Origin of the sequence: Streptomyces sp. JJ36, from assembly GCF_021696945.1 — a bacterium.
Taxonomy (GTDB): Bacteria; Actinomycetota; Actinomycetes; order Streptomycetales; family Streptomycetaceae; genus Streptomyces.
In genome coordinates this window covers 1-26,941 of record NZ_JACYHE010000081.1, presented here as the reverse complement: position 1 = coordinate 26,941, position 26,941 = coordinate 1, and the positions used below count along the sequence as shown (strand labels likewise).

The window sequence follows — 26,941 nt, the reverse complement described above, 5'->3', positions numbered from 1 at the left end:
CAGCGCCAGGCGCGGCAGCAGCCGGGCCCCGCGGCCGGTGCCGCCGGGACCGCCCCTGCCGCGGCGGTGCGAACGCGCCACCCGCGGCGGTTCCTGGCGCACGGCCGGGACCGCCTCCAGCACCCGGCGCCGCAGCGCGGGCGGCGGAGGCGCCGCGGCCGCCAGCCCCAGCCGTTCGGTGGTGGCCCGCAGTTCGCGGACCTCCTGGGCACAGGGCTCGCAGCCGGCCAGATGCCGTTCGAACTCCGCGCGCTCCGGTTCCGGCAGCGCGTCCAGGCTGTACGCGCCGGTCAGGGTGTGCAGTTCGGCGGCGTTCACGCGCTCACCCCCAGGCAGTCGCGCAGCCGGATCAGTCCGTCCCGCAGCCGGGTCTTGACCGTGCCCAGCGGCAGGGACAGCAGTTCGGCCACCTCGCGGTAGGTCAGCCCCCGGTAGTACGCCAGCGTCACCGACTGGTGCTGGACCTCGGTCAGCCCGCCCATGCAGCGGCGCACCTGCTCCCGCTCCAGCCGGGCCTCGACCTGCTCGGTCACCTCGTCGAACTCCCGGGTGCGGTCCAGCAGGGCGGCCCGCCGCTCCCGGTCTCCGGCGGCCTGTGCCGAGCGCACCCGGTCCACGGCCCGGCGGTGGGCCAGGGTCAGCACCCAGGTCATGGCGCTGCCGCGGTCCGGCCGGAAGCGGGCCGCGCTGCGCCACACCTCCATCATCACCTCCTGGGTGACCTCCTCGGACTGCGCCGGGTCCCGCAGCACCCCGCGTACCAGTCCGAACACGGGCCCCGCCACCGCGTCATAGACGGCCGCGAAGGCGTCCTGGTCCCCGCACGCGACCTGCTCCAGCAGCCCGGCGAGCGCGGGGGGCGCCTGCCGGGTGCCCGTCCAGGCGACCGGTTCCCTCATGACGCGGCGCCCTCCTCGGTCGCCGCGGCGGTCCGCGTCCGGGCGGGCGGTGGAGCAGGGCGCATGAGAACCTCCGGAACCGGGCGGCCGGGCCGCCTCTCCTGCACGGGTGTCATCCGGTGTTCGGAGCCGGAGGCCGTGCGGATGGGTGCGGGCGGGCGGCATTCTGCCGGAGAAACGCGCCGGCCGCCGCCCGTTCGGACGGGCGGCGGCCGAGGCTGTGGGAGCCCTGCGCGTCGGGCCCACCCCGCGTCACGCGCGCTGCGCGGGGGCGGGCGACCTGCTAGGTGACCCGGAACATGAGAGTCGTTGCCTATCCCTCGATGGACGGGCGGTGGCATCCGCCCAGGACGACGAGCCGGAACGGCGGGTAGCCGATGACGGAGCACGCCGCCATCGGGCCGCCGGTCATCCGGCCGTCGCTGGTCCGGCCCTGCGTGTGCAGGAGACCGGTCGGGAGAGACAACATGGGCTCATCCTAGGCCGTGCCGCGGGCCGGTTCAACGACCCGGTGTAGCGACGGCGTAACGCTCAGCCGAGCCAGTTCATGCTGGCAGGGTCCGGGCCGAGGCGGCTGTCGGCGTTCAGCGCCTCCACGGCCCGCAGGTCCTCGCCGTCCAGCTCGAAGGAGAACACGTCGAGGTTCTCCCGGATGCGGGACGGGGTGACGGACTTGGGGATCACCACGTTGCCGATCTGGAGGTGCCAGCGCAGCACCACCTGCGCGACCGTCCGGTCGTGCTTGCGCGCGATCTCGCCGAGCACCGGGTCCTGGAGGAGGTCCTTCCCCTGGCCGAGCGGGGACCACGCCTCGGTGGCGATGCCCTGCTCCGCGTGGAAGGAGCGGGGGCCGGGCTGCTGGAGCCGCGGGTGCAGCTCGATCTGGTTGACCGCCGGCACCGTGCCGGTCTCGTCGATCAGCCGCCGGAGGTGCTCCGGGTGGAAGTTGGACACGCCGATCGCGCGTGCCCGGCCGTCCTCGTGGATCCGCTGCAGTGCCTTCCAGGTGTCGACGTACCTGTCGACCTCCGGCATCGGCCAGTGGATCAGGTAGAGGTCCACCTGGTCCAGACCGAGGCGCTCCAGCGAGGCGTCGAAGGCGCGCAGCGTCGCGTCGTACCCCTGGTCGCTGTTCCACACCTTGGTGGTGACGAAGAGCTCGTCGCGGGGGATCCCGGAGTCCGCGAGGGCCTGCCCGGTGCCCTTCTCGTTCTCGTAGACGGCCGCGGTGTCGATGCTGCGGTACCCGGCCTCCAGGGCGGTGCCGACCGCGCGCGCGGCCTCGTCGTCCGGGATCTGCCACACGCCGAAGCCGAGCTGGGGCATCGGGACGCCGTTGTTCAGGGTGATGGCGGGGACACTGCTCACCGGCAATCGGTCCTTACGTCTGATCGGGGTCCTGCTTCCGTTCTCCTGGTCACAACGATCATGACGCCCGCCGCATTCCCGGCCCCGCTCCGCCACACCCCGGGCGGGTCAGGCGGTCCGCGCGGACGGGCGCCCGGCGCCGAACCACTCCCGCGCCGGCTCCCGGTACGGGTCGCTCCGGGCCGTGCGCGCGTCCAGCGTGGCGAGCAGCGCGCCGCGCCGCCGATGCAGCTCCGCACGCAGCACCGGGTCCTCGCCGGCGAACCCCTGGAGGACGGTGAGCGCCCTCGGCCGGCAGCCGGTGAAGTCCGGCAGCGCACCGTCCTCCGCCCGCAGCTCGGCGGTCCGGCCCTCGGCGGAGGCGCAGGCGAGCGCCACGAAGGCGGCGTGCGGGCCCGGCGCCTCCGGGCGCAGGATCACCGGCAGTGACTTCCCGAGCGCCTCCCGCGACCAGCGGCGCTGCGGGAGCCACAGGGTGCCCCACGCGGTCGCGTACGGGTGCGCGAGGTTCGGTGCGCGGCCGGGGGACTCGCAGGCGATCAGCTTGTGCCGGTTGAGCCGGTGCAGGGACCGGGCGGCCCAGCCGATCTCCTGCCAGTGGCGGGCGTCGTCGAAGACGACGTTGCTCCGGATGCGGCTCTCGACGGCCCGTGCTGCCGGACGGGCCAGCCGGTAGGCGAAGTCCGGGCGGAGACGGGCCGTGAAGTCCAGCAGCGTGCTCAGCGCGCGGAGATCGAGGGAGCGGACCAGGGACGCGGGCGGCAGCTCCTCCAGGGCGTCGAGCAGCAGCCGCGCGGTGCCGTCCGCGTGCGCCACGTGGAGCAGCGGTATCAGCTCCACGGCGTGCGGCAGGTCCCCGGTCCGTGCGTAGCCCAGCCGCCGGGCGACCCGCCGGCCGGGAACGGCGTCCGCGAACTCGCGGGCCCAGCCGGGGTCCCAGATGAGCGCCATGCGCAACGCGTCCCGCAGGGCCGCGGGACTCGTCACATGGGTGGCCGTGACATGGTGCCGGGCCCGCAGCCGCTCCACCCACGTGGAGTACATCCCGCCCCGGCGCAGACCGAGCGCCACCAGCCGGCGCACCGCCTCGTACTGCTGGGTGGGGTGCTGGATGTGCCCGAGCTCCCGGGTGAAGGCGTTCCAGGCCGAGGTGTCCTGCTGCGCGGCGCGCAGCACCTCCCCGCCCGCCCCCTCGGAGACCTGCTCCACGGCGCTCAGCAGCCGGGTGCACTCGACGGGGTCGTTGTACATCGCCTGCCGGACGTGGTCCTGCAGCAGCGCCACCCGGGAGCGGCGGCGTTCCACCTGCCGGTCCCGCAGGGACGCCAGCGCGGTCCCGGCGCTGCCCCGGTGCAGCCGCGCCAGGACGTTCAGCACCTCGGTGACCTGAGTGGTGTTGCAGCCCCGGTGCAGCCGGCCGGCCAGCCGCCGCCCCGCGTCCTCGGGCGACTCGTCGCCCTTCCTCGGCAGCACCCAGCGGCCCGCCTCGGCGGCCGACCGCCCGGCGTCGACCAGCGTCCGGGCGGTCTCCCGCGCGCAGAGCATGGCACCGGTGAGCGGGAAGGCGGCCATCCGCTCGGCGAACGCGTTCTGGTCGTGCTGCTGCTGGTACATGCCGGGCAGCGCCGGGTACATGGCGCGGCCCAGCCGGTGGAAGTGGCGCCAGGCCTCGCTGGTGAACGCGTCCGTCATGCCCGTCAGCAGCGTCTTGTCCGAGACGTGGGCGCTGAGCTTGCCGAGGAAGAGGGTGCCGAACTCCTCGTCCTGGCCGATGAGCAGGGCCGCCTGCGGGCCCCACGGCCGCATCGAGCGGTTCAGCGCGCGGGCGGTGATGTCGACGAACAGGTCCAGGCACTCCTCCCGGAAGGACGCCCGGACCTCCCACAGGCCCTTGATGAGGTGGTACTGCACCGAGACCCGCGGGTCCTCCTCCAGCCGGGCGCGGATCCAGCCGGCGCCGAGGTGTTCCGCGAGCCGCTGGGCGAAGCCCTGCTCCTCGGTGAGGAAGAGCTCGTCCACGCGGGACGTCGCGGACAGCAGCAGGCCGGCGCCCTTGGCGTCCCGGCTGTCCCGCACCTGACCGGCGAGCAGCCGGGCCAGGTCCGGGTCGGGGCGGAGGCCGTTGCCGGCGTACAGGGCGTCCCGCGCGGTGATGTCGTGGATCTCGCTCGTCGTCCGCAGCAGCAACGCCGCCTCCACGGGCGTGGCCGTCCGCAACGCGTTGCGGATGGCGACGCGGAAGCCGTCCACCGTGTTGAGCAGCTTGGTGACGAACTCCAGCTTGTACTCCCGGGCGTCCTCCAGGGCGTACCGCAGGCTCTGCGCGTCCGCCCGGTGCAGGGCGCGGCCGATGCCGACGCGGTGCCGCTCGAACACCGTCTCCCAGTCCGCGTAGTCGGGCTCGTAGCGGATCCGCAGCAGCAGCGCGGCGAGGTAGAGGGCGATGCCCCGGGCCGGGTCGGGGTCGTGTTCGAGCATCGCCCGTACGCCGTCCTCGTTCTGCACCCAGGAGGCGCGTTCCGGCTCGCCGACGATGTTCCGGGCCCGGCGGACCAGCCGCTCGACCCGGTTGACCGTGCGGTAGTCCAGCGGCTTCTCGGGGTCGAGCCCGATGAGGATCTCGCCGCCGCGCCGGGCCACCAGCTCGTCCAGCCGGGGCTCCCCGAAGCGGCTGAGCAGCTCCAGGATGCTGTAGAGGCCGGTCCGGCGGCTCGGTCTGGCGTCGAGCACGGCGGTGAAGTGCTCCGCCACGCAGTCCACGAGCTCGTCGAACTCGTCGTCCTCCCAGCGGTTCCGGTAGCGGTGCACGGCCCGGACCGCGGGCAGCAGGGCGCGTGCCGAGGTGACGGCGGCCGCGGGGAGCCGGTCGACCATGGTGCCGAGCAGCCTGGTGAAGGTCTCGTCCCGCAGCGAGGAGTCCACCGCGAGCAGCACCTCGGCGATCTCCACCGCCGTCGCCTCCGCCAGCCAGTCCCGGAAGTCCGCCCGGTGCCGGCCCGTCAGCAGCCGCTCCGCCAGCCGCCGGGCCACCCGGTCCTCGTAGAGCTGGGCGCCCCGCAGCAGATGCAGCGGCCCCCGGCGGTCCCGGCGCAGCGCCGCGCCCAGCTCCCCGGCGGCGAACTCGACGATCAGGTCGTCCCGGGAGGGGCGGGGGCTCGCGTCCCGGTACTCCTCCTCGGCGTAGGCGTCGAGCACCGTGTGGCAGTCGCCGACGCTGCGGAACCGCAGCCGCCCGTCGGGGCGTACCGACGCGCCCAGGTCCTGCAGGGCCGCGGCGTGCTCCTCGTCGGGCACCGCCACGCTCCGCCCGAGCAGGGAGAGTGCCGCGACCACCGCGGCCTGCCGCTGTGCGGCGACGCCGATCTCCCCCTCCCGGAAGGGCCGCCGGAGCCGCTCCTCCAGCCGCTCCGGGGTGTCCACGCCCTCCTCGCGGGCCAGCCGGAGCCCCTTCAGCACCCGGGCCAGGTCGTGGTGGTGACGGCGCTCCAGCGCGTCCAGGAAGGCGGCGTTCCCCCCGACCAGCTCCGGGTGGGCCCGCCGGGCCCGGTCCACGAGGTCCTCGATCGCCGCGTGCCGGACGATGGAGGGCACCACCGTCAGGCCCTCCGCGTGCCACTCGTGCGAGGAGTTGACGTCGTACTCCAGTACGGCCAGTACGCTGACGTCCAGCTCCGCCGAGACCGCGGGCAGGATGTCCTGGACGTCGGTCTCGCCCATCGGCTTGAAGCCGTCCAGGACGACCACCGGGCAGCCGTTCCGCGGCCGCCCCTCCTCCGGCCCGCCGGCCTCCAGGGCGTGCCGCACCGCCGCCAGCAGGTCGTCGCGGTGCGGGAACTCGCCGTTCTCCGGGGCGAGCATGACGACCTGCCGGCCGGACGCGGCCAGCCGGCGGGCCGTGCAGCGGGCGATGACCGACTTGCCGCTCCCGGAGGGGCCGCCCAGCACCGCCACCTTCCGGGTGAGGCCGCTGAGCGCCGTGTGCAGGGTGTCCACCTGCTCGGTCTCCACGTCGGGCAGGTCCTGCCCGTGGTCCTGCCGCCGCTCCCGGTCCAGCAGCAGCCAGCCCGTCTCCGTCAGCGCCGCGGTGTGCCGGTCCCGGGACCAGGCCGCCCAGGCCTCACCCCAGTAGGCGTGGGCCGCGCCGGCGAGGGTGAGCCCGGGGTCCGGCACCACCAGCGCGCTGCCGCCGTCGCCCGGCAGGGTGCGGAACCAGCCGCCCGGGCCGGCGTGCACCAGGGGCGCACCGGCGGCGTCCGCGCGCAGCACCGCCTCCTCCGGGGGCAGGGGCTCGAACTCGGTACGCGCCACCGGGCCCTGGGCGCTGTGCGCGCCGGCCGCCGCAGCGCTCTCGTACGGGTAGGGGAGCACGGGCACGTCGAGGCAGCGCGCCAGCAGGGTCAGCGCGGCGGGCAGCGCCACCGTGGTGTCGTGGATCTGGCTGGGCGGCAGCAGCCCGAGGGCGCAGACCTGGACGCGGGAGGCGTCGGCCGGCGGGCCGGGGAGCGCGAGGTGCTCCAGCAGCGCCCGTACGGGGGCGGCTCCCCAGCCGGCCGCGCGGCCGGTGGCCGGGGTGACCGAACTCCACCGCCGGCGCACCCCGGACACCTCCCGGGCCCGCTGGTCGTGCCCCCGGCCGGGCCCGTCGGGGCCGTGCGGGGCGAGCCGGGCCGTCCAGGCCACCGCGCTGTCCCGCTCCCCGGGGTCGCGGCGTACCACCGTCGCCGTCACGGTGGCGTCCGCGGCGTCCCGCTGCGGCGCCGGGGAGCCGCCGGACGGCCTGCAGCCCCGCTCGTGCAGCTCGGCCAGCGCGTCGTCCAGACCCTCCACCGCGTGCACCGCGTCCAGCAGCTCCGCGTGCGGCCCCGCCGCGGCCTCCGGGTCCGACACCAGGTCGACGAGCCATTCCAGGCTGTGCCGCTCGGTCCCCCGCAGCAGCCAGCCGGGTAGGCCCAGCGCCGGGCCCTCCAGGCCGCGTTCCGCGGCCTCCGCGAGCAGCGGTGCGGCGCCCTCCGCGTGCAGCCGGGCGAGCAGCGCGGGGAGCGGGGTCCGCCGCTGGGCCTCGCCGCGCCCGGCGAGCACGTCGTCCAGCGCGATCAGTGCCCCGACGGTGACCTCACGGGGAGGGACGGGCTCGGCAGCGGTCATCACGCCTCCTCGGAGGGGTCGCCCGGCGGTCCGGGCAGGGGACGGGTGTCGAGGCAGAAGAGCCCGCGGCTGTCGGCGACGGCCAACCGGTGCCCGTCCGCGGTGAAAGCCAGGGCGAGGGGCGGCTCGGGGAGCGGAAGCCGGCCGAGCGGAGGACCGGGCCGCCGCCGGCCGGGCAGCGGGTGCAGCCACAGCGCCGGCCGCCGGCCGCCGGTCGCCACGGCCACCGAGGTGTCGCTCGTGGCCACGGCCACCGTGCCCTCGTGGACCGCGTTCACCCGGACGCCCGGGGTGTCCCGCAGCGGCTCCCACACGTACAGCCGTCCGTCGCCGTCCAGGACGGCGACGCAGCGGCCGCCGGGGGAGAACGCCGGGGCGCCCACGGCCGGAAGCAGCAGCGACTCGCCCGGCGCGTCCGGTGACGCGGCGTCCACCGGCCGGCTGGTGATGCCGCGGGCCGTGGCCGTGAGCAGCCGGAGGGCACCGTCCGCGGCGGCGAACCCCAGGTCCCGTACGGGATGCCGGGTGCGCAGCACACGGCCGGGGGAGCCGGGGGCGGCCCAGGTCCCGACGGTGATCGCGGCGCCGGCCGCGACCGCCAGGCTGCCGTCGTGGTGGAGGGCGTAGGCGTCGGCACCGTCCAGCTCCGGGCGCCGTTCCGCGGTGCCGGGGGAGCGTGGGCGCCAGAGGAGCCCGGCGCCGTCGACGGTCACGGCCGCCACCGGCTCGCCGCACACGACCGCGGGCGCCAGCCGGGTGGCGATCCCGTCCCCGCGCGGGCGTTCCAGGACGCCCAGCGCGCTTCCGTCGGCCAGGTCCCACAGCCGCAGCGAGGCGTCGCCGTGGGCGCTGAACAGGAAGGCCGCCGGCCCGCCGGGCCCGGCGCTCCCGGCCTCCCCGGTGCTCCCGGCCTCCCCGGCGGCATCGCCGTCGTCCGTGCCCTGCACCGCCGCCAGCAGGTCGGCGGAGACCACCTCGTCGTGCCGGTGGGCCCACAGGACGTCGGCGGCCGCTCCGAACCGGCGCGGATCGATCCGGTGCGCGGCGGGCGAGCCCGCTCTGGCCAGGGCGGTCTTCAGCGCGAAGGCGCGTTCCGCCCGGGCGAGGCCCGCCGGCAGGGAGCGCAGCGCCGCCTCCAGTGCCGGGCGCGGGCAGTCGTGCAGCCGGCGCCGGACGGCGCCGGCGGGCAGCGCGGCCCAGAACGCGGGCGAGGCGAACGCGGCGCCGTACTCCCCGGGGAACGGCGCGGCGGCGTCCGCGAACAGGGCGGCCGCCGCGGGATCCGCCTCCGCCCAGCGGACCTCCTCCCCGCCGGGCAGCAGCCGGTCCCGGACGGTCCCGGCGAAAGCGCTGCCCACCAGCTCCGGGACTTCGGGGAAGGCCAGCCGCCACGCGGCGGGCCGTCCGGTGCCGGCGGCCGTGTCGGTGACCGCCGGGCCGAGCAGTGCCGCGGCCTCCTCCGCGTCCTGCGGTCCGTAGCGCCCGCCGGAGGCGTCCCGTGCGGAGGCGAGCGCCGCCCAGTCCGCCGTACGCAGGCCCTCGTGCCCGCAGGCGGACGCCGCCAGCAGCGGGTGGAGCAGGTCCCGTGCCCAGGAGGCCGGGCGGCCGCCGGTGCCGAGCTGGTCCTGGTAGGCACGCCGCAACTGCTTGCCGGCGGCCGTCAGGGCGGCCTGGAGCCGATCGTTCCGCTGCGGGTGGAGATAGGCGTCCATGGCGGCCACCGCGGCGCCGAAGTGGCCGTGACAGGCGGCGCCCACGGCGTCGGCCCCGGCGTCCGCCGCCGGCGTGCCCGGCGGGTGGGGGCGCTCCGGTGCGTGCCGGAGCCGCCGGGCGACGTAGGACCGCACGCCCTCCGGGTCGGCGGCCAGGGGCAGCACGCGCAGCGCGAACTCCCCCCACACCGCGTCCTGCGGGCCCGGGCGCGCGGTGCACACCACGGAGGCCCCGGCGTACTCCGTCAGCGGGTCGAGCAGCTCCTCGACGATCTCCGCGGGGTCCGCCGCCGCGTGCAGGTCGTCGATCAGCAGGGTGGTGCGGGGCAGTTGCTCCAGCACGGAACAGAGGGCGTCGGCGTCGGGCACGGCACCGGGTTCCAGCCCCAGCGCCTCTCCCACCCGCGCGACCAGTTCGCCGAGCGTGAGGCCGTCCGCGTTCACCAGGGCGTGCACGGAGTCGTCGGGCAGCGGCAGCCCCTCCCGGTGCAGCAGCGGCGGGAGGAGTCGCCGCCACTCCCGGTGCCCCGTCAGTGCCAGCCGGCCCAGCAGCGCGCTCTTGCCCGCACCCTGCGGGCCGCGCACCACGAGCGCTCCGGCCGGTCCCTCGCCGTCCAGGTACCGTGCGAGCGCGCGCTGTTCGTCCTCCCGCCCGGTGAAGTACCAGCCGGGGTCGGTACGGCGGGACCGGCCGCGGGCCAGATGGCCCCAGGCGCGCAGCCCGGGGGCGTCCAGCCAGCCGGGCGCCGTCCCGGGCATGTGGGCGGGGTCGGGCAGCACCCGGCAGGTCCGGCTGCCGGTGGCGGCCTCCACCACCTGCTGCGCGCCGGCGGATCCCAGACCGCGGTTGAGCGCGGCGACGAGCCGGCGGGGTTCGAGGAAGCCGTCGCCGCCGCGGGTGCGGGCCAGGGCGTCCCGGAACGCCCGGGCGAAGGCGAGCTGGTCCGCCTCCTGCGCCCGCCGTGCGGTGGCGATCACCCAGGCGTCGAAGTCCAGCGGGGAGGCGGTCGCCCGGGAGGCGAACGCCTGGATGCCGGCGGCCGAACCGGGCTCCGAGAAGCAGGCGTCGAGAACGAGCATCACCTGGTCGACGGGCGGCGGCGACTCGTCGGGCTCCCGGTGCGGCAGCACGACCGAGGCGATGGTCTCGGGGGTGAGCAGCTCCGGCTTGCCGGGGCGGTGACCGGGCAGCGCCAGGCCCCAGGGCCCGCCCGCCTCCTGGTAGCCGTGGCCGGTGCAGTAGACGAAGAGGGTGCGGGCGCTCCGCGAGCCCTCCTCCGGTACGGGCAGCCCGGACATCCATCGGTGCAGGGTGTCCCGCAGCTCGTGCAGGCGGATCTCCCCGCGCCCGGGACGGGGAACCTCCCGCAGGCCCAGCCCGCCGAGTGCGGTGCGCATCATGTTCAGCTCGCTGGGCACGTCCTCCAGCCGGCCGAAGCCGGTGGCCTCGGGGTACTCACCTTCGCCTGCGAGGACGAACCACCGCTCATCCGAGCGCTGCTGCGACGGCATGGGCGGTCTTCACGTTGCTGAGGTACCGGGTGCAGTCGTGGAAGCGCAACCGCGGGGTGACGACGGGCTCATCGACGACCTCCTCGCCGTACGGGCCGCGCAGGCGCTTGTTCAGGGCCACCACGTCGTGCTCGGCGGCCACGTTCACCCAGCGGTCCACCGACGGGGGGAGCCCGGGCGGCGTGCCGGTGGGCGCGAGACGGCGCCGGATCGCGGCGAGCCCGAGCGGCGACCCCAGGGTGACGAAGGTGCCGATCCGGCTGCCCCGGTGCTCCCACAGCGTCTCGTAGGCGGCCACGCTGCCCAGCGAGTGGGCGACGACCACCCGGGTCTCCGGGCCGAGCGCGGCGGCCACCTCGGCACGGACCTCCTTGCGCAGCACCGGGTCCTCGAAGTAGCGGTGCACCTGCTTCAGCATCCGGATGATGCCGGAAGCGGTCAGCGAGCCCAGGAAGGGGGTGCCTTCCAGTGCGCTCAGGAACGCCTGGGTGCCGCGCGCCGGCCACCCCTTGGTCACCGCCTCCGCGCCGGCGGTCCCGGATAACGCGCCCGCACCGCCCGCCTCGCCGGGCGCGGCCTCGGCCATCGCCTCCAGCAGGTCGTACTCCAGTCCGGCCGCCACGTCGCCGGGTCCGTAGCCGGGTTCTCCACCCGCCTTGCCGGAGGGCGCGTTGTACAGGTGGCCGTAGAAGGCGGTGGCGAAGGAGAGTTCTGCCGCGTGCGGTGAACGGATGTTCTCCAGCCCCTCGCGGAGCGCCGCCTGCCAGAGGTCGTGCATCCCGGCACGTGACTTCCAGGCCCAGCCGATGCCGTGCACCCCGACGATCTGCGCCATACGCCCCCCCCTGAAGCACCCCTCCGTCGACGCCGACGGACTGTGCAGGTTACCGCATCGGTGGGTGACGGGCGCCCGTTCGGCAGCGGATCGCCCTACCGGGCGACGCCCGTCCGGGCCGCGGCACACCGCGGGCGGGGCGGCCGGCGCTGTGCCCGGTCAGGCCCGGTAGAGGGCGTCGATCTCCACCGCGTAGGCCTTCTCGATCGCCTTCCGCCTCAGCTTGAGCGAGGGCGTCAGCATCCCGTGCTCCTCGGTGAACTGCGCGGCCAGTATCCGGAAGGTGCGGATCGACTCCGCCTGCGAGACACGGGTGTTGGCGGCCACCACCGCCCGCCGGATCTCGGTCTCCAGATCCGGGTCCCGGACCAGGTCGTTCGGGCCGAGCTGCGGCTTCTGCCGCATCGCCAGCCAGTGCCCCACCGCCTCCGGGTCCAGGGTGACCAGGGCGGAGACGTACGGCCGGTCGTTCCCCACCACCAGGCACTGGGCCACCAGCGGGTGCGCCCGGACCCGCTCCTCCAGGGCCGCGGGGGAGACGGTCTTGCCGCCGGAGGTGACCAGCACCTCCTTCTTCCGGCCGGTGAGGGTCAGATAGCCGTCCTCGTCCAGCGACCCCAGGTCGCCGGTGGCCAGCCAGCCGTCGTGCAGGGTCCGCCCGGTGGACCCGGGGTCGTTGAGGTAGCCCTCGAAGACCTGGCCGCCGTGCAGCCAGACCTCGCCGTCCTCCGCGATCCGGACCGTGGTGCCGGGGATGGGCAGGCCCACGGTCCCGAAGCGGGTCTGCTCCGGCGGGTTGGCGGTGGCGGCCGCGGTGGACTCGGTCAGCCCGTATCCCTCGAAGATGCGCATGCCCGCGCCGTCGAAGAAGAGGCCGAGCCGCCGCTCCATCGCGCTGCCGCCGGACATCGCGTGCCGGCAGCGGCCGCCCAGCGCCTGCCGCAGCTTGGCGTAGACCAGGCGGTCGAAGAACTGGTGCTGCACCCGCAGCGACGCACCGGGCCCCGGGCCGGTGCCGAAGGCCTTGTGCTCGGTCGCCTCGGCGTGGCGCACGGCCACCTCGACGGCCTTCTCGAAGGGCCCGAGTCTGCCCTCCGCCTCCGCCTTGCGCCGTGCCGCGGCGAACACCTTCTCGAAGATGTAGGGCACGGCGAGGATGAAGCTGGGCCGGAACGCGGCCAGGTCCGGCAGCAGCGCGGTGGCGCTGAGGTCCGGCTGATGGCCCAGCTTGACCCGGCCGCGTACCGCCGCGACCTCCACCATCCGGCCGAAGACGTGCGCGAGCGGGAGGAAGAGCAGCGTGGACGCCTCGTCGTCGGGCCGGGAGTGGAAGACCGGCTCGTACCGCTGGACGATGTTGTCCGCCTCGGCCATGAAGTTCGCGTGGGTGAGCACACAGCCCTTCGGGCGGCCGGTGGTGCCGGAGGTGTAGATGACGGTCGCCACCGTGTCCGGAGTCAGGGCCATCCGGTGCCGGTGCACCACCTCGTCACCGAGGTGCGCGCCCGCGGCCGTCAGCTCCGCCTCGGCCCCCGCGTCGAGCTGCCACAGCCGGCCGAGCTGCGGCAGCCGGTCGACGACGGAGCCGACGGTCATGGCGTGGTCCTCGTGCTCCACGATCGCGGCCGAGACCCCCGCGTCGTGCAGCATCCAGTGCACCTGCTCCGCGGAGGAGGTCGGGTAGACCGGCACCGGTTGCGCACCGATCGACCAGAGCGCGAAGTCGAAGAGCGTCCACTCGTAGCGCGTACGGGACATCAGCGCCACCCGGTCGCCGAACCGCACGCCCTGGGCGAGCAGTCCCTTGGCCAGTGCCAGCACCTGATCCCGGAACTCCCCCGCGGTCACGTCCCGCCACCGGCCGTCGGCGTCCTTGCGCGCGAGGGCCACCCGGTCGGGGTCCTCCGCGGCGTGGTCGTAGAGGGCGTCGGCCAGCCCTCCCACCTTCGGTGCCGTCGCCATGGCGGGGACGGTGAACTCGCGCAATGGTCTTGCTCCTCGGAGTGCGGGGCTCGCGCCGCGGTGGTCAGCCGTGGTGCGGCGCCGGAGGTGGAGGGTGTCCGCGCTGGTCGGTGGGGCAATTGTGGTCACTGGGGGAGCGTCCCGGCCAGCCCGTTGCGGCGCACCGCCCGGATCTGCACCGAACCTCCCCGAGACGGGCCCTGAGCTGCGAGATGTCGGGTGACTCCGGAGTAACGTACCGCATCCGGAGGGGGTCTTCCCGGCCGCGGGCGGGCACACCCTCCCGTGGCGGGGAACGCCCGTACGCGTCCCGCGCGGGCGTGCCTGCGGCGCCCCGTACCGCGACGCGTCGCCGACGGGCGGGGGACGCCCTCCCGTAGCCTGCCGGACACCTTCCGTTCCCCCGCGTCGCCTGGGATGGCACACCGGCCGGCGCCGGGACCGGAGGCGGTCGCGCACCGCGCGAGCAGGGGGGAGAAGGCCGGGAAGGGGGGCCGAACCACCGAGTGAGAGAGGGCAACACCGATGCGGGACCCGCGCGTGCACACCGTCCGCAAGGGACTGCGGCGCAGGGGGCGGCTGATCGCCGAAGCCCTGCGGCCGCCGGGCGGCCCGGGCGCCGCCGCCCCGGGGGACCGCGGACGCCGGCCGCAGCCCGGGCCGCAGGAGCCGTACTGGGTCGCGCCGCGCGCCACCCGGCTGGTCGACTCGCCGGTCTTCCTGCTCTCCCCGGTGCGCTCCGGCTCCACCCTGCTGCGCGTCCTGCTCAACAGCCACTCGCGGATCCGCGCCCCGCACGAGATGCACCTGCGCACCGTGCACGTCCGCATGGGCCGCGACTTCACCCCCGCCGCCATGCGCGAGCTGGACCTCGACAGGGACGAGCTGGAGCACCTGCTCTGGGACCGCATCCTCCACCTGGAGCTGGAGCGCAGCGGCAAGGACGTGATCGTCGACAAGACCCCGCCGAACACGCTCGTCTGGCCCCGGCTGCGCCGCTGCTGGCCCGAGGCCCGCTACCTCTTCCTGCTGCGCCACCCGGCCGCCGTCGTCACCTCGCTGGTCAACCGCCGGAAGGACCCCGACCGGGAGCAGATCCACGCCGAGGTGCTCCGGTACGCCGAACGCCTGGAGGAGGCCCGCCGCGAGCTGGACGGACTGACCGTCACCTACGAGGACCTCACCGCCGAGCCCGAGCGGGTCACCCGGGACGTCTGCCGCCATCTGGGCGTCCCGTGGGAGGCGGGCATGCTGGAGTACGGCGCGCAGGACCACGGCTCCTTCCGGCCGCACATCGGCGACTGGAGCAGCAAGATCAAGTCCGGCCGCATCCAGCCCGCCCGGAAGGCCGAGGCGCAGGAGCCGCTCCCGCCCCGGCTGGCCGAGCTGGCGGCGGCCTGGGGCTACCGGGACGGCTGAGCCGCGGCGAACCCCGCCGGTGCCCCCGGCCGCAACCGCCCCGCCGTACGGGCGGGGCCCGGCGCCCGGCGGGCCCCGGCTCAGGGGAGGCGCAGCCGGTCCGCGCCCGCGTAGACGTTCATCGAGGAGCCGCGCAGAAAGCCGACCAGGGTCAGCCCCGCCTCCTCCGCCAGGTCGACCGCGAGCGAGGAGGGCGCGGAGACCGCGGCCAGCGCCGGGATGCCCGCCATCACCGCCTTCTGCACCAGCTCGAACGAGGCCCGTCCGGAGACCATCAGCAACCCGGTGGACAGCGGCAGCCGGTTCTCCAGCGCGGCCCGGCCGACGAGCTTGTCCACCGCGTTGTGCCGGCCGACGTCCTCCCGCACGTCCAGCGGCTCACCGTCCGCCGAGAACAGCGCGGCCGCGTGCAGGCCGCCGGTGCGGTCGAAGACCCGCTGAGCGGCGCGTAGCCGGTCCGGCAGGGAGGCCAGCACGGCGTGGTCCAGCCGCAGCGGCGTGCCCGGAGTGTGGGCGAGCGGCCAGCGGGTGGTGGTGCGCACCGCGTCCAGGCTCGTCTTGCCGCACACCCCGCACGAGGAGGTGGTGTAGACGTGGCGTTCGAGGGCGACGTCCGGCACCGGTACGCCCGGGGCCAGCACGACGTCGACCACGTTGAACCGGTCGTCGCCGGAGCCCGTACCGTCCGGCGCGCCCGTACCGTCCGGCGTGCCGGAGCCGTTCGCGCTCCCGCCGGGCGCCGGTGCGCCGCCGCAGTAGGCGATGCGGTCCACCTCCCGGGCCGACCCGAGCACGCCCTCGCTGACCAGGAAGCCCGCGGCCAGCGCGAAGTCGTCCCCCGGCGTGCGCATGGTGACCGCGAGCGGCCGGCCGTTCAGCCGGATCTCCAGCGGTTCCTCCACGACGAGTGTGTCCGGGCGCTCCGACACCGCGCCGTCCCGCACCCGTACCACCCGGCGCCGCTCGGTGACCCGTCCCATGTCGATCCTTCCCTCGGTGGCGATCTGTCCGGTCTGTGCGTGTTCCGCGGGCCGGTCCGGGGCCGCTCCGTGGGCCGGTCCGCTCTCATTGTCGCCCACGGTGCCCGGGCCGGTGCCCACGGTGCCCGCCTCCTGCGGCCGGTGCTCCCGTGCAGGCGGTCGCCGGCTCCGCGCTGGCGGGTGCGGTACCCGCTGCGTAGGCTGCCCACGCGGCCGGCCGCCGGGCGGCCCCGCCGCGACGGTGACGACGGCACGGGGACGGAGGCACGGCCATGGGGGAGCAGCCACGGCCGCTGGCCGTCTTCGACCTGGACGGAACGCTCTCCGACACCCGGCACCGGCTCCACCTGGTGGCCCGCGCGCCGAAGGACTGGGACGCCTTCTTCCGGGCCGCGGGCGACGATCCGCCGCTCCCGGCCGGCATCGCCCTCGCCCGGGAGTGGGCCGAGCACTGCGACCTCGGCTATGTCACCGGGCGCCCCGAGCGCTGCCGCAGCGCGACGGAGCGCTGGCTCGCCGCGCAGCGCCTCCCCACCGGGGACCTCTGGATGCGTGACGACACCGACCGGCGCCCGGCCCGGGTCACCAAACCGCGGCTGCTCCGGCGGCTGGCGAGCGCGCGCACGGTCGCGGTGGTGGTCGACGACGACCGGCAGGTCTGCGACGCCTACCGGCGCGCCGGCTTCCGCGTGGTGTACGCCGACTGGATGCCGTCCTCGGACACGCTGACCGAGGTCCAGGAGCGGCACGGCCGCACCTGAGCGTCCCGGCCCGCACCGCCGGCTGCCGCGGCCGGCGGTGCGACGGCGGCGGCCGGGCCGGTGCGGGGCACCGAGCGCGGGCGCCCGTACCCCGGGTCAGTCCCGTACGGATTCGCTGGCCCGCGGCTCGTCGTCCAGGAGGCCCCGGCGTTGCGCCGCGGCGCCCAGGGCGAAGCGGCTGGCGACGCCGAACTCCCGGCTGAGCCGCTGGATCCGCCGCTGGACGGTGCGGTAACTGGTGTGCACCACCTTGGCGATCGCGGCCTCGGTGTGCCCCTGGTGCAGCAGCCGGAGGATCTGCAGATCGAGCGCGTCAGGCATGGCGTGGCGACAGGGTGGAGTGCGGCAGGCGGGCGAACGCGTGCGACAAGACAGCCCCCAATCCGGTTCGCTGAGTGGTCAGTTCAGCGCGCACGGTAATTCTTCAACACGGTCCGGGGTGGCGCAGCCGGACAAGGGAATCCGCCACTCCTTGGCGCGAACGCGCCCCCGCCCCCTGCGTACGCAGGACTCTTCCGGGTCGCGGGCCTCTGCGCCCCTCCCCGCGCGGCGCGTGGCCGCGGCGGGACCGGTGCGACCCGCACCCTCGAGCCTTTGTCCTTGAGAAGGAAAAAGTCTGATCGATTCCTGCACGACTTCTTCCCAGGGTGGGGGACCGCTGCTACGTTTCCCGAGCATTCCCCGGCGGGCCGGCGCCGGCCGGGGAGGGCACGTCCGAAGAACGGTTCCCCACGCCGCAGGCCGGGGAAGGGAGGGGCAGCGTGAGGCGGATGACAGCTCGACCCGCGAACGCGCACCAGGCGCGGCTGCTCCGGCTGCTGCGCGACAGCGGGCCGAACTCCCGTGCGCAGCTCGGCGACGAGGTGGAGCTCTCCCGCTCCAAGCTGGCGGTGGAGGTCGACCGCCTGCTGGAGACCGGCCTCGTGGTCGCCGACGGGCTCGCCGCCTCGCGCGGCGGCCGCCGGTCGCACAACATCCGGCTCTCGCCCGGACTCCGCTTCCTCGGCATCGACATCGGCGCCACCTCGGTCGACGTGGCGGTCACCAACCCGGAGCTGGAGATCCTCGGCCACCTCACCCAGCCGATGGACGTGCGCGAGGGCCCGGTCGCGGTCTTCGAACAGGTCCTGACGATGGTGGGGAAGCTGCGCGACTCCGGCGTCGCGGAGGGCTTCGACGGCGCGGGCATCGGGGTGCCCGGCCCGGTGCGGTACCCCGAGGGGGTGCCGGTGGCCCCGCCCATCATGCCCGGCTGGGACGGCTTCCCGGTCCGCGAGGCGCTCAGCCAGGAGCTGGGCTGCCCCGTCATGGTGGACAACGACGTGAACCTGATGGCGCTCGGCGAGCAGCAGGCCGGAGTGGCCCGCACCACGCAGGACTTCTTCTGCGTGAAGATCGGCACCGGCATCGGCTGCGGCGTCGTCGTCGGCGGCGAGGTCCACCGCGGTACGACCGGCAGCGCCGGCGACGTCGGGCACATCCAGGTCGAGCCCGAGGGCCGGCAGTGCGCCTGCGGCAACCGCGGCTGTCTTGAGGCCTACTTCGGCGGCGCCGCCCTCGCGCGGGACGCCGAGGAGGCCGCCCGCGAGGGCCGCTCTCCGGAACTGGCCAGCCGGCTGGAGACGGCCGGCCGGCTGACCGCGGCCGACGTGGCCGCCGCCGGAGCAGCCGGCGACGGCACCGCGCTGGAACTGATCCGGGTGGGCGGCGCCCGCACCGGCCAGGTCATCGCGGGGCTCGTCAGCTTCTTCAACCCCGGACTGGTGGTGATCGGGGGCGGTGTGACCGGGCTCGGCCACACGCTGCTCGCGAGTATCCGCACCCAGGTCTACCGCCAGTCCCTGCCCCTGGCGACCGGCAACCTCCCGATCGTCCTGGGCGAACTGGGCCAGGCCGCCGGGGTCACCGGCGCCGCCCGCCTCATCAGCGACCACCTGTTCTCCCCGGCCTGACGGCACACCCGGCCTGACGGCGCGTCACCGGCAACACCCGCATCACCCGGCACGCCGCACCACCCGGCACCACCGCAGACCGCACCACCCGGCACCACCGCAGACCGCACCACCCGGCACCACCGCATCGAACACCACCCGGCACATCCCGCCGGGCCCCACGGCCGGTTCCGCCCGGCCCCCGGCCCTCGTACGCGCGCACCACCGGCACCCGCACACCCGCACCCGGCCACACCGCACCCGTCGCCCGCGACCCGCAGCGACACACCGCCGCACCGCGGTGGGAGCGCTCCCTGCGCTCCCGTCCGCGCCCGCACACCGACGGCACCGTTCCCTGAACGGCCCCGCTCACGGGGCCGCCCGCACGCACGGAGGCCCGCCTTGGCACCACTGCTCACGATGTCCGGCATCACCAAGACCTTCCCCGGCGTGCGCGCCCTCGACGGGGTGGACCTCGAGGTGGAGGCCGGCGAGGTGCACTGCCTGCTCGGCCAGAACGGGGCCGGCAAGTCCACCCTGATCAAGGTCCTCTCCGGCGCCCACCAGCCGGACGCCGGCACCATCGGCTGGCAGGGCCGCACCGTCCGGCTCACCACCCCGGTCACCGCCATGCGGCTGGGCATCGCGACCATCTACCAGGAACTCGACCTGGTGGAGCACCTGTCGGTCGCCGAGAACGTCTATCTGGGACACGAGATCGCCCGGCACGGCTTCCTCCGCACCGGCGAGGCACGGACCCGGGCGGCAGCCCTGCTGGCCCGCCTCGGCCACCCGGAGATCCCCCCGGAGACCCTGGTCGGCGACCTGCCCGCGGCCGGGCAGCAGATCGTCTCCATGGCCCGCGCGCTCTCCCACGACGTGCGGCTCATCGTGATGGACGAGCCCTCCGCCGCCCTCGACCCCGACGAGGTGGACAACCTCTTCCGGATCGTCGGCGACCTCACCGCCGAGGGCGTCGCCGTCGTCTACATCTCGCACCGCCTGGAGGAGATCCGCCGCATCGGCGACCGCGTCTCCGTGCTCAAGGACGGCCGCGTGGTCGCCGGCGGCCTCTCCGCCCGCACCACCGGCACCCGCGAGGTGGTCTCGCTGATGACCGGCCGCGACATCGAGTACGCCTTCCCCGAACGCGCCGCCGCGCCCGGAACCGCCGGAGCCGGCCCGGTGCTGCGCACCGAAGGGCTGACCCGCGCGGGGGAGTTCGCCCCGCTCGACCTCGACGTGCACCCCGGCGAGATCGTCGGACTGGCCGGCCTCGTCGGCTCCGGGCGCTCCGAGATCCTGGAGACCGTCTACGGCGCACGGCGCCCCACCGCCGGCCGGGTCCTGGTGGACGGCGCGCCGCTGCGCCCCGGTTCGGTGCCCGCCGCCGTCCGGGCGGGCATCGGGCTGGCCCCCGAGGAACGCAAGGCCCAGGCCCTGCTGATGCTGGAGTCCGTCACCCGGAACGTCTCCGTCTCCTCCCTCGCCCGCTTCGCCACCGGCGGCTGGCTGGACCGTACGCGCGAACGCGCCGCCGCCCACGGCGGCACCCGCGACCTCTCGCTGAGCCCCGACGACCCGGACCGCCCGGTCCGCACCCTCTCCGGCGGCAACCAGCAGAAGGTCGTGCTCGCCCGCTGGCTGCTCCGCGAGTGCCGGGTGCTGCTGCTGGACGAGCCCACCCGCGGCGTCGACGTCGGAGCCCGCTCCGAGCTCTACGCGCTGATCCACCGGCTGGCGGACGAGGGCGTCGCCGTCCTGCTGGTCTCCAGCGAGGTGCCCGAGGTGCTGGGCCTCGCCGACCGCGTCCTGGTGCTCCGCGAGGGCGAGGTCGTGCACACGGCCCCCGCCCGGGAGCTCGACGAGCACCGCGTACTCGACCTCGTCATGGAAGGAACCCCGTCGTGCTGAGTACCGCGACCAAGCAGGGGACGGACCCCCTGCCCCCGGTCACGTCCCGGGCCCGGGCCGCGGCCACGCGCCTCGACCTGCGCCATGTCTCGCTCCTCGCCGTCCTCGGGGTGCTCACCCTGGTCGGCGCCCTCACCAAACCCGCCCAGTTCCTGAGCACCGACAACCTCCAGCTCATCCTCACCCAGGCGTCCGTCATCGGCGTCGTCACCGTCGGCGTCACCTTCGTGATCATCGGAGGCGGCATCGACCTCTCGGTCGGGGCGATCGTCGCCCTGGCCTCGGTGTGGGCGACCACGGTGGCCACCCAGGAGTACGGGCTGGGCGGCATCCTCTTCTGCTCGCTCGCGGTCGGCCTCGGTTGCGGGCTGGTCAACGGCGCGCTGATCGCGTACGGGCCGATGGTGCCCTTCATCGCCACGCTCGCCATGCTGGCCTCGGCACGCGGCCTGGCGTTGCAGATCAGCGAGGGCCGGACCCAGGTGGTCACCGTCGACGCGGTGCTCGACCTGGGGCTGCCCGGCGCCTACGTGCTCGGGGTGCCGCCGCTGGTCCTCATCTTCGGCGTCGTCTCGGTGCTCGGCTGGCTGGTGCTCAACCGCACCACCTTCGGCCGCCGCACCGTCGCCGTGGGCGGCAACGCCGAGGCCTCCCGGCTGGCCGGCATCGCGGTCAAGCGGCAGCGGCTGATGCTCTACCTGCTCTCCGGCCTCTGCTGCGGCATCGCCGCCTTCATGCTCGTCGTCCTGACCGGCTCCGGCCAGAACACCAACGGCAACCTCTACGAGCTCGACGCCATCGCCGCCGCGATCATCGGCGGCACCCTGCTCAGCGGCGGGCGCGGCACGATCACCGGATCCGTGCTCGGCGTCCTGGTCTTCACCACCATCACCAACCTGTTCGCACTCAACAACCTGCAGAGCGACGTCCAGCAGATCGCCAAGGGGGCGATCATCGTCGCCGCCGTCCTGGTCCAGAAGGGTCGAAGCACATCATGAGACAACTCCCGCGCCGCTCCCCGGACAGCCCACTGCTCACCTCCCGCCGCGGGCTGCTGCTCGGCACCGCGGCCGCCGGCGCCGCGCTGGCGACCGGCTGCACCAGCAACGAGAACAACGACGACCCCGAGGGCGCCCAGCAGCCCGCGGACACCACCGGCGACAAGCCCGGCAAGCCGGTCACCATCGGGTTCGCCGGCCCGCAGGCCGACCACGGCTGGCTGAACGCCATCAACGAGCAGGGCAAGCGCCGGGCCGAACAGTACGAGGACGTCACGCTCGTCAGCACCGAGGGGTCCAACGACACCGCCCAGCAGATCGGCCAGATCGAGACCCTCATCAACAAGAAGGTCGACGTCCTGGTCATCCTCCCGGCCGACGGCAAGGCCCTCACCCGGGTCGGCCTCAAGGCGATGCGCTCCGGCATCCCGGTGGTCAACCTGGACCGCGTCTTCAACTCCCCCCAGGCGTACCGCTGCTGGATCGGCGGTGACAACTACGGCATGGGCCTCAACGCCGGCCGGTTCATCGGCGAGCGGCTCAAGGGCAAGAAGAACGCCAAGGTGGTCGAGCTCGCCGGCCTGGACAACCTGGAGCTCACCCGGCAGCGCACCCAGGGCTTCGACGACGCGCTGAAGAACTACCCGAACGTCACCAAGGTCGCCCGGCAGGCCGCCGAGTTCACCGTGGAGTCCGGGCAGCAGAAGATGTCCGCCCTGCTCCAGGCCCAGCCCGAGTTCGACGCGCTCTGGAACCACGACGACGACCAGGGCATCGGCGCCGAGCGCGCCATCAAGCAGGCGGGCCGGGACGAGTTCCTGATGGTCGGCGGTGCCGGCTCCAAGCACGCCATGGACGCCATCAAGGCCGACAACACGGTGCTCAAGGCCACCGTGCTGTACCCGCCGACCATGGCCGCCTCCGCCATCGACCTGGCCCGCGCGCTCGGCCAGGGCCGGGGCGTCTCCGGCCTCGCCGAACTGGAGATCCCCGCCTCGCTCACCCTCTACTCCGCGGTGGTGACCAAGGAGAACGTCGACGAGTACCTCCCCACCGGATTCAGCTGACGCCGGGTGCCGGCCTCCGGCCGGCCCCGCCGCGCCCACCGTCACGACCTTCCCCGACAGGGAGGAGCTCCATGTCGCACGACATCTCCGTGCCCGCCCCCGCCGACGCCCCCGCCCTGGGGGTGGGAATGGTCGGCTACTCCTTCATGGGCGCCGCCCACTCGCAGGGCTGGCGCACCGTGTCCCGGGTCTTCGACCTGCCGCTCGCCCCCGCCATGGCCGCGATCTGCGGGCGGGACCCGGAAGGCGTACGGGCGGCCGCCGCCCGGCTGGGCTGGGCCGCCGCCGAGACCGACTGGCGGGCGCTGATCGCCCGCGACGACGTGCAGCTCGTCGACATCTGCACCCCCGGCTCCAGCCACGCCGAGATCGCCGTCGCCGCCCTGGAGGCCGGCAAGCACGTGTTGTGCGAGAAGCCGCTGGCCAACACGGTGGCCGAGGCCGAGGCCATGGTCACGGCGGCACGCGCGGCACGGGAGCGCGGCCAGCTCGCCATGGTCGGCTTCAACTACCGCCGTACCCCGGCCCTCGCGCTCGCCCGCGACATGGTGGCCCGGGGGCGGCTCGGGGTGCTGCGGCACGTGCGCATCACCTACCTCCAGGACTGGCTGGTCGACCCCGGCTTCCCGCTGGCCTGGCGGCTGCGCCGGGAACTCGCCGGCTCCGGCGCCCTCGGCGACCTCGGCGCGCACGCCGTCGACCTGGCGCAGCACCTGGCGGGGGAGGAGCTGACCGGCGTCTCCGCGCAGACCGAGACCTTCGTACGGGAGCGGCCGGTGCCCGGCGGGGAGCCGGGCGCCCTCGGGCCCGTCACCGTGGACGACGCCGCGCTCTTCTCCGGGCGGCTCGCCTCCGGGGCGCTCGCCTCCTTCGAGGTCAGCCGGGTCGCGGCGGGCCGCAAGAACGCCCTGCGGGTGGAGGTCAACGGCACCCTGGGCTCGCTCTCCTTCGACCTCGAGCGCCTCAACGAGCTGCACTTCCACGACCACACGCAGGACGCCGCGGAGGCCGGCTTCCGGCGCATCCACGTCACCGAGGACTCCCACCCGTACCTGGCCGCCTGGTGGCCGCCGGGGCACGGGCTCGGCTACGAGCACACCTTCGTGCACCAGGCCCGGGACCTGCTCCAGGCCGTCGCCGACGGCACCGACCCGGAGCCGGGCTTCGAGGACGGCCTCCAGGTGCAGCGGGTGCTGGCCGCGGTGGAGGAGAGCGCCGGGAAGAACAGCGTCCTCACGCCCGTACAGCCGCAACCCGTCTAGACCCCACCCGCCGACCCCGCGAGGAGTGCACGATGCCGCGATCCTTCACCCTCTTCACCGGGCAGTGGGCCGACCTGCCGCTGGAGGAGGTCTGCCGCCTGGCCCGCGACTTCGGCTACGACGGTCTCGAACTGGCCTGCTGGGGCGACCACTTCGAGGTCGACCGGGCCCTGAACGAGCCGGACTACGTGGCCGGCCGGCACCGCCTGCTGGAGAAGTACGGCCTGAGCTGCTGGGCGATCTCCAACCACCTGGTGGGCCAGGCCGTCTGCGACGACCCCATCGACGCCCGCCACCAGGGCATCCTGCCGCCCCGCATCTGGGGCGACGGCGACCCGGAGGGCGTACGGCGCCGGGCGGCCGCGGAGATGGCCGACACCGCACGGGCCGCCGCCGCCTTCGGGGTGCGCACCGTGGTGGGCTTCACCGGCTCCTCCATCTGGCACCTGGTGGCGATGTTCCCCCCGGTGCCGCCGGAGATGGTCGAACGGGGCTACACCGACTTCGCCGAGCGGTGGAACCCGGTGCTGGACGTCTTCGACGCCGAGGGCGTGCGCTTCGCCCACGAGGTGCATCCCAGCGAGATCGCCTACGACTACTGGACCACCCAGCGCGCGCTGGAGGCCGTGGGCCACCGGCCCGCCTTCGGACTGAACTTCGACCCGAGCCACTTCGTCTGGCAGGACCTGGACCCCGCCGGGTTCCTCTGGGACTTCCGGGAGCGGATCTACCACGTGGACTGCAAGGAGGCCCGCCGGCGGCTGGACGGCCGTAACGGGCGCCTCGGTTCGCACCTGCCCTGGGGCGACCCGCGCCGCGGCTGGGACTTCGTCTCCGCCGGGCACGGCGACGTGGCGTGGGAGGACGTCTTCCGGATGCTGCGGGCGATCGGCTACGAGGGGCCGGTATCGGTCGAATGGGAGGACGCCGGGATGGACAGGCTCCAAGGGGCGCCCGAGGCGCTGCGGAAGCTCAAGGCGTACGACTACGAGCCGCCCAGCGCCTCGTTCGACGCGGCCTTCGGGGGCGCCGAGGACTGAACGCGTCCGGCCGGGCCCGCGGCCTCGCAGCCGCTGCGGGCGGGCCCGGCCGCGCCCCCGGCAGGTGCCGAGAGCGCTCCCGCACGGCTGCGGGAGCGCTCTCCATGCTGCTTTGTCCCCATACCGGATGAAGTCACGCCCGATGACGTCAAAGGTCTTCCCGTGGGGGACGAAGGCGGTTACGGTCCTTGAGGTGTACCGGTCATCCCGGTCACCGGCCGCCCCTCCCGTCACGGCCGTGCAGCCCCCGGTCCCGCACCCGTCCCGGAGGCCCCGCACATCGGCGCAACGGTGCGCCCGGTAACGGTGCGGCGGCCGACGACGCCCGTTCAGCAGCCAGACACGGCGAACCGCTCGCCCCGGCGGCAGGCCCGCCGGGACACCGGAGGAACAGATGGGCCCCACACAGCAGCAGGCAGCGGCGACAGCACCGGCGTCCCTGGAGGAGTCCTCGTACCAGGGCGGCACGATGGGCGGGGACCACCCGATCGCCTGGTGCCGGGAGTACGAGGGCGGGCGGTCCTTCCACTCCGGCGGCGGCCACACCGAGGCGTCCTCCGCCGGCCCGGCCTTCCGGCAGCACCTGCTCGGCGGCGTCCGCTGGGCCGCCGGCACCGCCCAGGCCCCGGGCCGCACCCCGCCCGCCGCCCGGAAGGCGTCACCCCGCACCGCGGAGCAGCCCTCCTAGCCGCTCCGTTCCCAGAACGCCGCCGGCGGCCCGAGGGGGGCCGCCCGCGGCACAGGCGGCGGGCCGGGGAGAACGCCGACTCCCCGCCCGCCGCCGCCACCCGATCCCGTACCGAGGGAGGCAGGCCGTGCCGGAGAACACCCAGGACCGCACCGGAGTCTGGCTGATCGGGGCCCGCGGCTCCGTCGGCACCACGACCATCGCGGGCTGCGCGGCGGTCGCCGCCGGACTCACCCCGCCCACCGGCATGGTCACCGAGACCGAGCCGTTCGCCGGCTGCGGCCTCCCTGCCCTCTCCTCCCTGGTGCTCGGCGGCCACGACACCGCCGCCACCCCGCTGCCCAAGCGCGCCGAGGAACTCGTCGCCGCCGGGGTCCTGCCGTACGGCCTGCCCGCCGCGATCGAGGCCGAACTACGCGCCGCCGACGAGGCGATACGGCCCGGCAGCGCCGCCGTCGCCGACCCGCGCGGCGAGGAACGGCTGATCGCCGCCTTCGCCGCCGACCTGCGGAACTTCGCCCGCGCCCACGACCTGGCCCGCACCGTCGTGGTCAACGTCGCCACCACCGAACCCGCTCCCGCGGGCGACGCCTTCCCGCCCAGCTCCCTCTACGCGGCCGCCGCCCTCCGCGCCGGCTGCCCCTATGTCAACTTCACCCCGTCCGCCGGGCTCCGCCACCCCCGGCTCCGGCAGGCAGCCGCCCGCTCCGGCCTGCCCTCCGCCGGGCGGGACGGCAAGACCGGGCAGACGCTGCTGCGCTCCGTCCTCGCACCGATGTTCGCCCAGCGCGCGCTGGACGTACGCGCCTGGTCCGGCACCAACCTGCTGGGGGGCGGCGACGGCGCCGCCCTCACCGATCCCGAGGCCGCCGCCGCGAAGAACGCCGGGAAGGCCCGCGTCCTCTCCGACACCCTCGGCCGGCTCCCGGACGGCGAACTCCACATCGACGAGGTACCGGCCCTCGGCGACTGGAAGACCGCCTGGGACCACATCGCCTTCGAGGGCTTCCTCGGCGCCCGCATGGCCCTGCAGACCATCTGGCAGGGCTGCGACTCCGCCCTGGCCGCCCCGCTCGTCCTGGACCTGGCCCGGCTGGTCGCCCGTGCCCACCAGGCCGGAGTCACCGGGCCCGTGGACGGCCTCGGCTTCTACTTCAAGGACCCGGACTCCGGGCCCAGCGCGCTCCCCCACCAGTGGCACGCCCTGCTCGCCCTCGGCGACCGGCTCCGGGACGCCGCGTGACGGCCCGTGGCCGGGGCCCCGGCCTCCTCCGCCTCACCCGCACCGCCCTGGACGGCCTCCGCCCGGGCGCCCGCCCCGGGCGGGCGCCGGCCTCCCGCCACCGGGACCACCCGGGCGCCGGCCCGGTGGGCGGTCACCCGTTCCCGGCCCCGCCTCGGGAAGCGCCCGGCGGGCGCGTGGACGGCGACGCCCGGCCGGCCGGCGC

General features: G+C 75.2%; 19 protein-coding genes and 1 pseudogene. 10 read left to right on the top strand and 10 right to left on the bottom strand.

Annotated elements, in window-relative coordinates; translation table 11 throughout:
• From HOY81_RS23260 to HOY81_RS23225, 8 genes are all read right to left on the bottom strand, one after another.
• On the bottom strand, positions 1–318 hold a 318-nt coding region (locus tag HOY81_RS23260), incomplete at its 3' end, for a zf-HC2 domain-containing protein (RefSeq protein ID WP_237322630.1).
• Complete coding sequence (locus HOY81_RS23255) at positions 315–899, bottom strand: sigma-70 family RNA polymerase sigma factor (protein WP_237322629.1); 585 nt, start codon at positions 897–899, stop codon at positions 315–317. The genes HOY81_RS23260 and HOY81_RS23255, both read right to left, overlap by 4 nt.
• A gap of 313 nt (positions 900–1,212) precedes the next feature.
• On the bottom strand, positions 1,213–1,368 hold the full coding sequence (locus HOY81_RS23250) for a hypothetical protein (RefSeq protein WP_237322628.1): 156 nt from the start codon (positions 1,366–1,368) through the stop codon (positions 1,213–1,215).
• A 62-nt stretch (positions 1,369–1,430) separates the two neighbouring features.
• Positions 1,431–2,267, bottom strand: coding sequence for an aldo/keto reductase (locus tag HOY81_RS23245; RefSeq protein ID WP_308341176.1), 837 nt, complete (start codon positions 2,265–2,267; stop codon positions 1,431–1,433).
• A gap of 108 nt (positions 2,268–2,375) precedes the next feature.
• Complete coding sequence (locus HOY81_RS23240) at positions 2,376–7,412, bottom strand: ATP-binding protein (RefSeq protein WP_237322627.1); 5,037 nt, start codon at positions 7,410–7,412, stop codon at positions 2,376–2,378.
• Complete coding sequence (locus tag HOY81_RS23235; protein ID WP_237322625.1) at positions 7,412–10,636, bottom strand: NACHT and WD repeat domain-containing protein; 3,225 nt, start codon at positions 10,634–10,636, stop codon at positions 7,412–7,414. The genes HOY81_RS23240 and HOY81_RS23235 overlap by 1 nt, the downstream gene beginning before the upstream one ends.
• Positions 10,611–11,471, bottom strand: coding sequence for a hypothetical protein (locus HOY81_RS23230; protein ID WP_237322623.1), 861 nt, complete (start codon positions 11,469–11,471; stop codon positions 10,611–10,613). The genes HOY81_RS23235 and HOY81_RS23230 overlap by 26 nt, the downstream gene beginning before the upstream one ends.
• A gap of 159 nt (positions 11,472–11,630) precedes the next feature.
• On the bottom strand, positions 11,631–13,433 hold the full coding sequence (locus HOY81_RS23225) for a long-chain fatty acid--CoA ligase (protein ID WP_237322634.1): 1,803 nt from the start codon (positions 13,431–13,433) through the stop codon (positions 11,631–11,633).
• Positions 13,434–13,958: 525 nt separating this feature from the next.
• Between HOY81_RS23225 and HOY81_RS23220 the strand changes: the two genes are divergently transcribed.
• Positions 13,959–14,852 carry a sulfotransferase gene (locus tag HOY81_RS23220; RefSeq protein ID WP_237322621.1) on the top strand — a complete coding sequence of 298 codons (894 nt, stop codon included), beginning with the start codon at positions 13,959–13,961 and terminating at the stop codon, positions 14,850–14,852.
• A gap of 80 nt (positions 14,853–14,932) precedes the next feature.
• Here HOY81_RS23220 and fdhD read toward each other — a convergent pair whose 3' ends face one another.
• Entirely contained in the window at positions 14,933–15,832 is a 900-nt protein-coding gene (gene fdhD, locus HOY81_RS23215) for a formate dehydrogenase accessory sulfurtransferase FdhD (RefSeq protein WP_237322633.1), read from the bottom strand.
• A 272-nt stretch (positions 15,833–16,104) separates the two neighbouring features.
• On the opposite strand from fdhD, the gene HOY81_RS23210 reads away from it, so the two are divergent.
• Positions 16,105–16,593, top strand: coding sequence for a hypothetical protein (locus HOY81_RS23210; protein ID WP_237322620.1), 489 nt, complete (start codon positions 16,105–16,107; stop codon positions 16,591–16,593).
• Positions 16,594–16,689: 96 nt separating this feature from the next.
• On the opposite strand, the gene HOY81_RS23205 is transcribed toward HOY81_RS23210, so the two are convergent.
• Positions 16,690–16,914, bottom strand: coding sequence for a helix-turn-helix domain-containing protein (locus HOY81_RS23205; RefSeq protein WP_237322618.1), 225 nt, complete (start codon positions 16,912–16,914; stop codon positions 16,690–16,692).
• Between the two features lie 449 nt (positions 16,915–17,363).
• Between HOY81_RS23205 and HOY81_RS23200 the strand changes: the two genes are divergently transcribed.
• The 8 genes and pseudogenes from HOY81_RS23200 to HOY81_RS23165 all read left to right on the top strand — a co-directional run bounded on the left by HOY81_RS23200 (position 17,364) and on the right by HOY81_RS23165 (position 26,736).
• On the top strand, positions 17,364–18,545 hold the full coding sequence (locus HOY81_RS23200) for an ROK family transcriptional regulator (protein ID WP_237322616.1): 1,182 nt from the start codon (positions 17,364–17,366) through the stop codon (positions 18,543–18,545).
• 399 nt (positions 18,546–18,944) lie between these two features.
• Complete coding sequence (locus HOY81_RS23195; RefSeq protein ID WP_237322632.1) at positions 18,945–20,438, top strand: sugar ABC transporter ATP-binding protein; 1,494 nt, start codon at positions 18,945–18,947, stop codon at positions 20,436–20,438.
• 29 nt (positions 20,439–20,467) lie between these two features.
• Positions 20,468–21,436, top strand: coding sequence for an ABC transporter permease (locus HOY81_RS23190; protein ID WP_237322631.1), 969 nt, complete (start codon positions 20,468–20,470; stop codon positions 21,434–21,436).
• Positions 21,433–22,503: a substrate-binding domain-containing protein gene (locus HOY81_RS23185; protein WP_237322614.1), complete on the top strand. Its 1,071-nt coding sequence runs from the start codon at positions 21,433–21,435 to the stop codon at positions 22,501–22,503. The genes HOY81_RS23190 and HOY81_RS23185 overlap by 4 nt, the downstream gene beginning before the upstream one ends.
• 71 nt (positions 22,504–22,574) lie before the next feature.
• Positions 22,575–23,765 (top strand): Gfo/Idh/MocA family protein, encoded by a 1,191-nt coding sequence (locus tag HOY81_RS23180; RefSeq protein WP_237322612.1) that lies wholly within the window; start codon positions 22,575–22,577, stop codon positions 23,763–23,765.
• A 32-nt stretch (positions 23,766–23,797) separates the two neighbouring features.
• Positions 23,798–24,805: a sugar phosphate isomerase/epimerase gene (locus HOY81_RS23175; RefSeq protein WP_237322611.1), complete on the top strand. Its 1,008-nt coding sequence runs from the start codon at positions 23,798–23,800 to the stop codon at positions 24,803–24,805.
• A 433-nt stretch (positions 24,806–25,238) separates the two neighbouring features.
• Positions 25,239–25,415: pseudogene (locus HOY81_RS23170) on the top strand (ThuA domain-containing protein); the annotation flags it as partial.
• 205 nt (positions 25,416–25,620) lie between these two features.
• A complete protein-coding gene (locus tag HOY81_RS23165; RefSeq protein ID WP_237322610.1) occupies positions 25,621–26,736 on the top strand; it encodes an inositol-3-phosphate synthase in 1,116 nt (371 codons plus the stop codon).
• The last annotated feature ends 205 nt before the right edge of the window (positions 26,737–26,941 follow it).

Excerpts from the sequence above, each read along its gene's own strand:
- HOY81_RS23255 (WP_237322629.1), bottom strand. The coding sequence starts at position 899 with ATGAGGGAACCGGTCGCCTGGACGGGCACCCGGCAGGCGCCCCCCGCG.
- HOY81_RS23250 (WP_237322628.1), bottom strand. The coding sequence starts at position 1,368 with ATGTTGTCTCTCCCGACCGGTCTCCTGCACACGCAGGGCCGGACCAGC.
- HOY81_RS23240 (WP_237322627.1), bottom strand. The coding sequence starts at position 7,412 with ATGACCGCTGCCGAGCCCGTCCCTCCCCGTGAGGTCACCGTCGGGGCA.
- HOY81_RS23235 (WP_237322625.1), bottom strand. The coding sequence starts at position 10,636 with ATGCCGTCGCAGCAGCGCTCGGATGAGCGGTGGTTCGTCCTCGCAGGC.
- HOY81_RS23230 (WP_237322623.1), bottom strand. The coding sequence starts at position 11,471 with ATGGCGCAGATCGTCGGGGTGCACGGCATCGGCTGGGCCTGGAAGTCA.
- HOY81_RS23225 (WP_237322634.1), bottom strand. The coding sequence starts at position 13,433 with ATGGCGACGGCACCGAAGGTGGGAGGGCTGGCCGACGCCCTCTACGAC.
- HOY81_RS23220 (WP_237322621.1), top strand. The coding sequence starts at position 13,959 with ATGCGGGACCCGCGCGTGCACACCGTCCGCAAGGGACTGCGGCGCAGG.
- fdhD (WP_237322633.1), bottom strand. The coding sequence starts at position 15,832 with ATGGGACGGGTCACCGAGCGGCGCCGGGTGGTACGGGTGCGGGACGGC.
- HOY81_RS23210 (WP_237322620.1), top strand. The coding sequence starts at position 16,105 with ATGGGGGAGCAGCCACGGCCGCTGGCCGTCTTCGACCTGGACGGAACG.
- HOY81_RS23205 (WP_237322618.1), bottom strand. The coding sequence starts at position 16,914 with ATGCCTGACGCGCTCGATCTGCAGATCCTCCGGCTGCTGCACCAGGGG.
- HOY81_RS23200 (WP_237322616.1), top strand. The coding sequence starts at position 17,364 with ATGACAGCTCGACCCGCGAACGCGCACCAGGCGCGGCTGCTCCGGCTG.
- HOY81_RS23195 (WP_237322632.1), top strand. The coding sequence starts at position 18,945 with ATGTCCGGCATCACCAAGACCTTCCCCGGCGTGCGCGCCCTCGACGGG.
- HOY81_RS23185 (WP_237322614.1), top strand. The coding sequence starts at position 21,433 with ATGAGACAACTCCCGCGCCGCTCCCCGGACAGCCCACTGCTCACCTCC.
- HOY81_RS23180 (WP_237322612.1), top strand. The coding sequence starts at position 22,575 with ATGTCGCACGACATCTCCGTGCCCGCCCCCGCCGACGCCCCCGCCCTG.
- HOY81_RS23175 (WP_237322611.1), top strand. The coding sequence starts at position 23,798 with ATGCCGCGATCCTTCACCCTCTTCACCGGGCAGTGGGCCGACCTGCCG.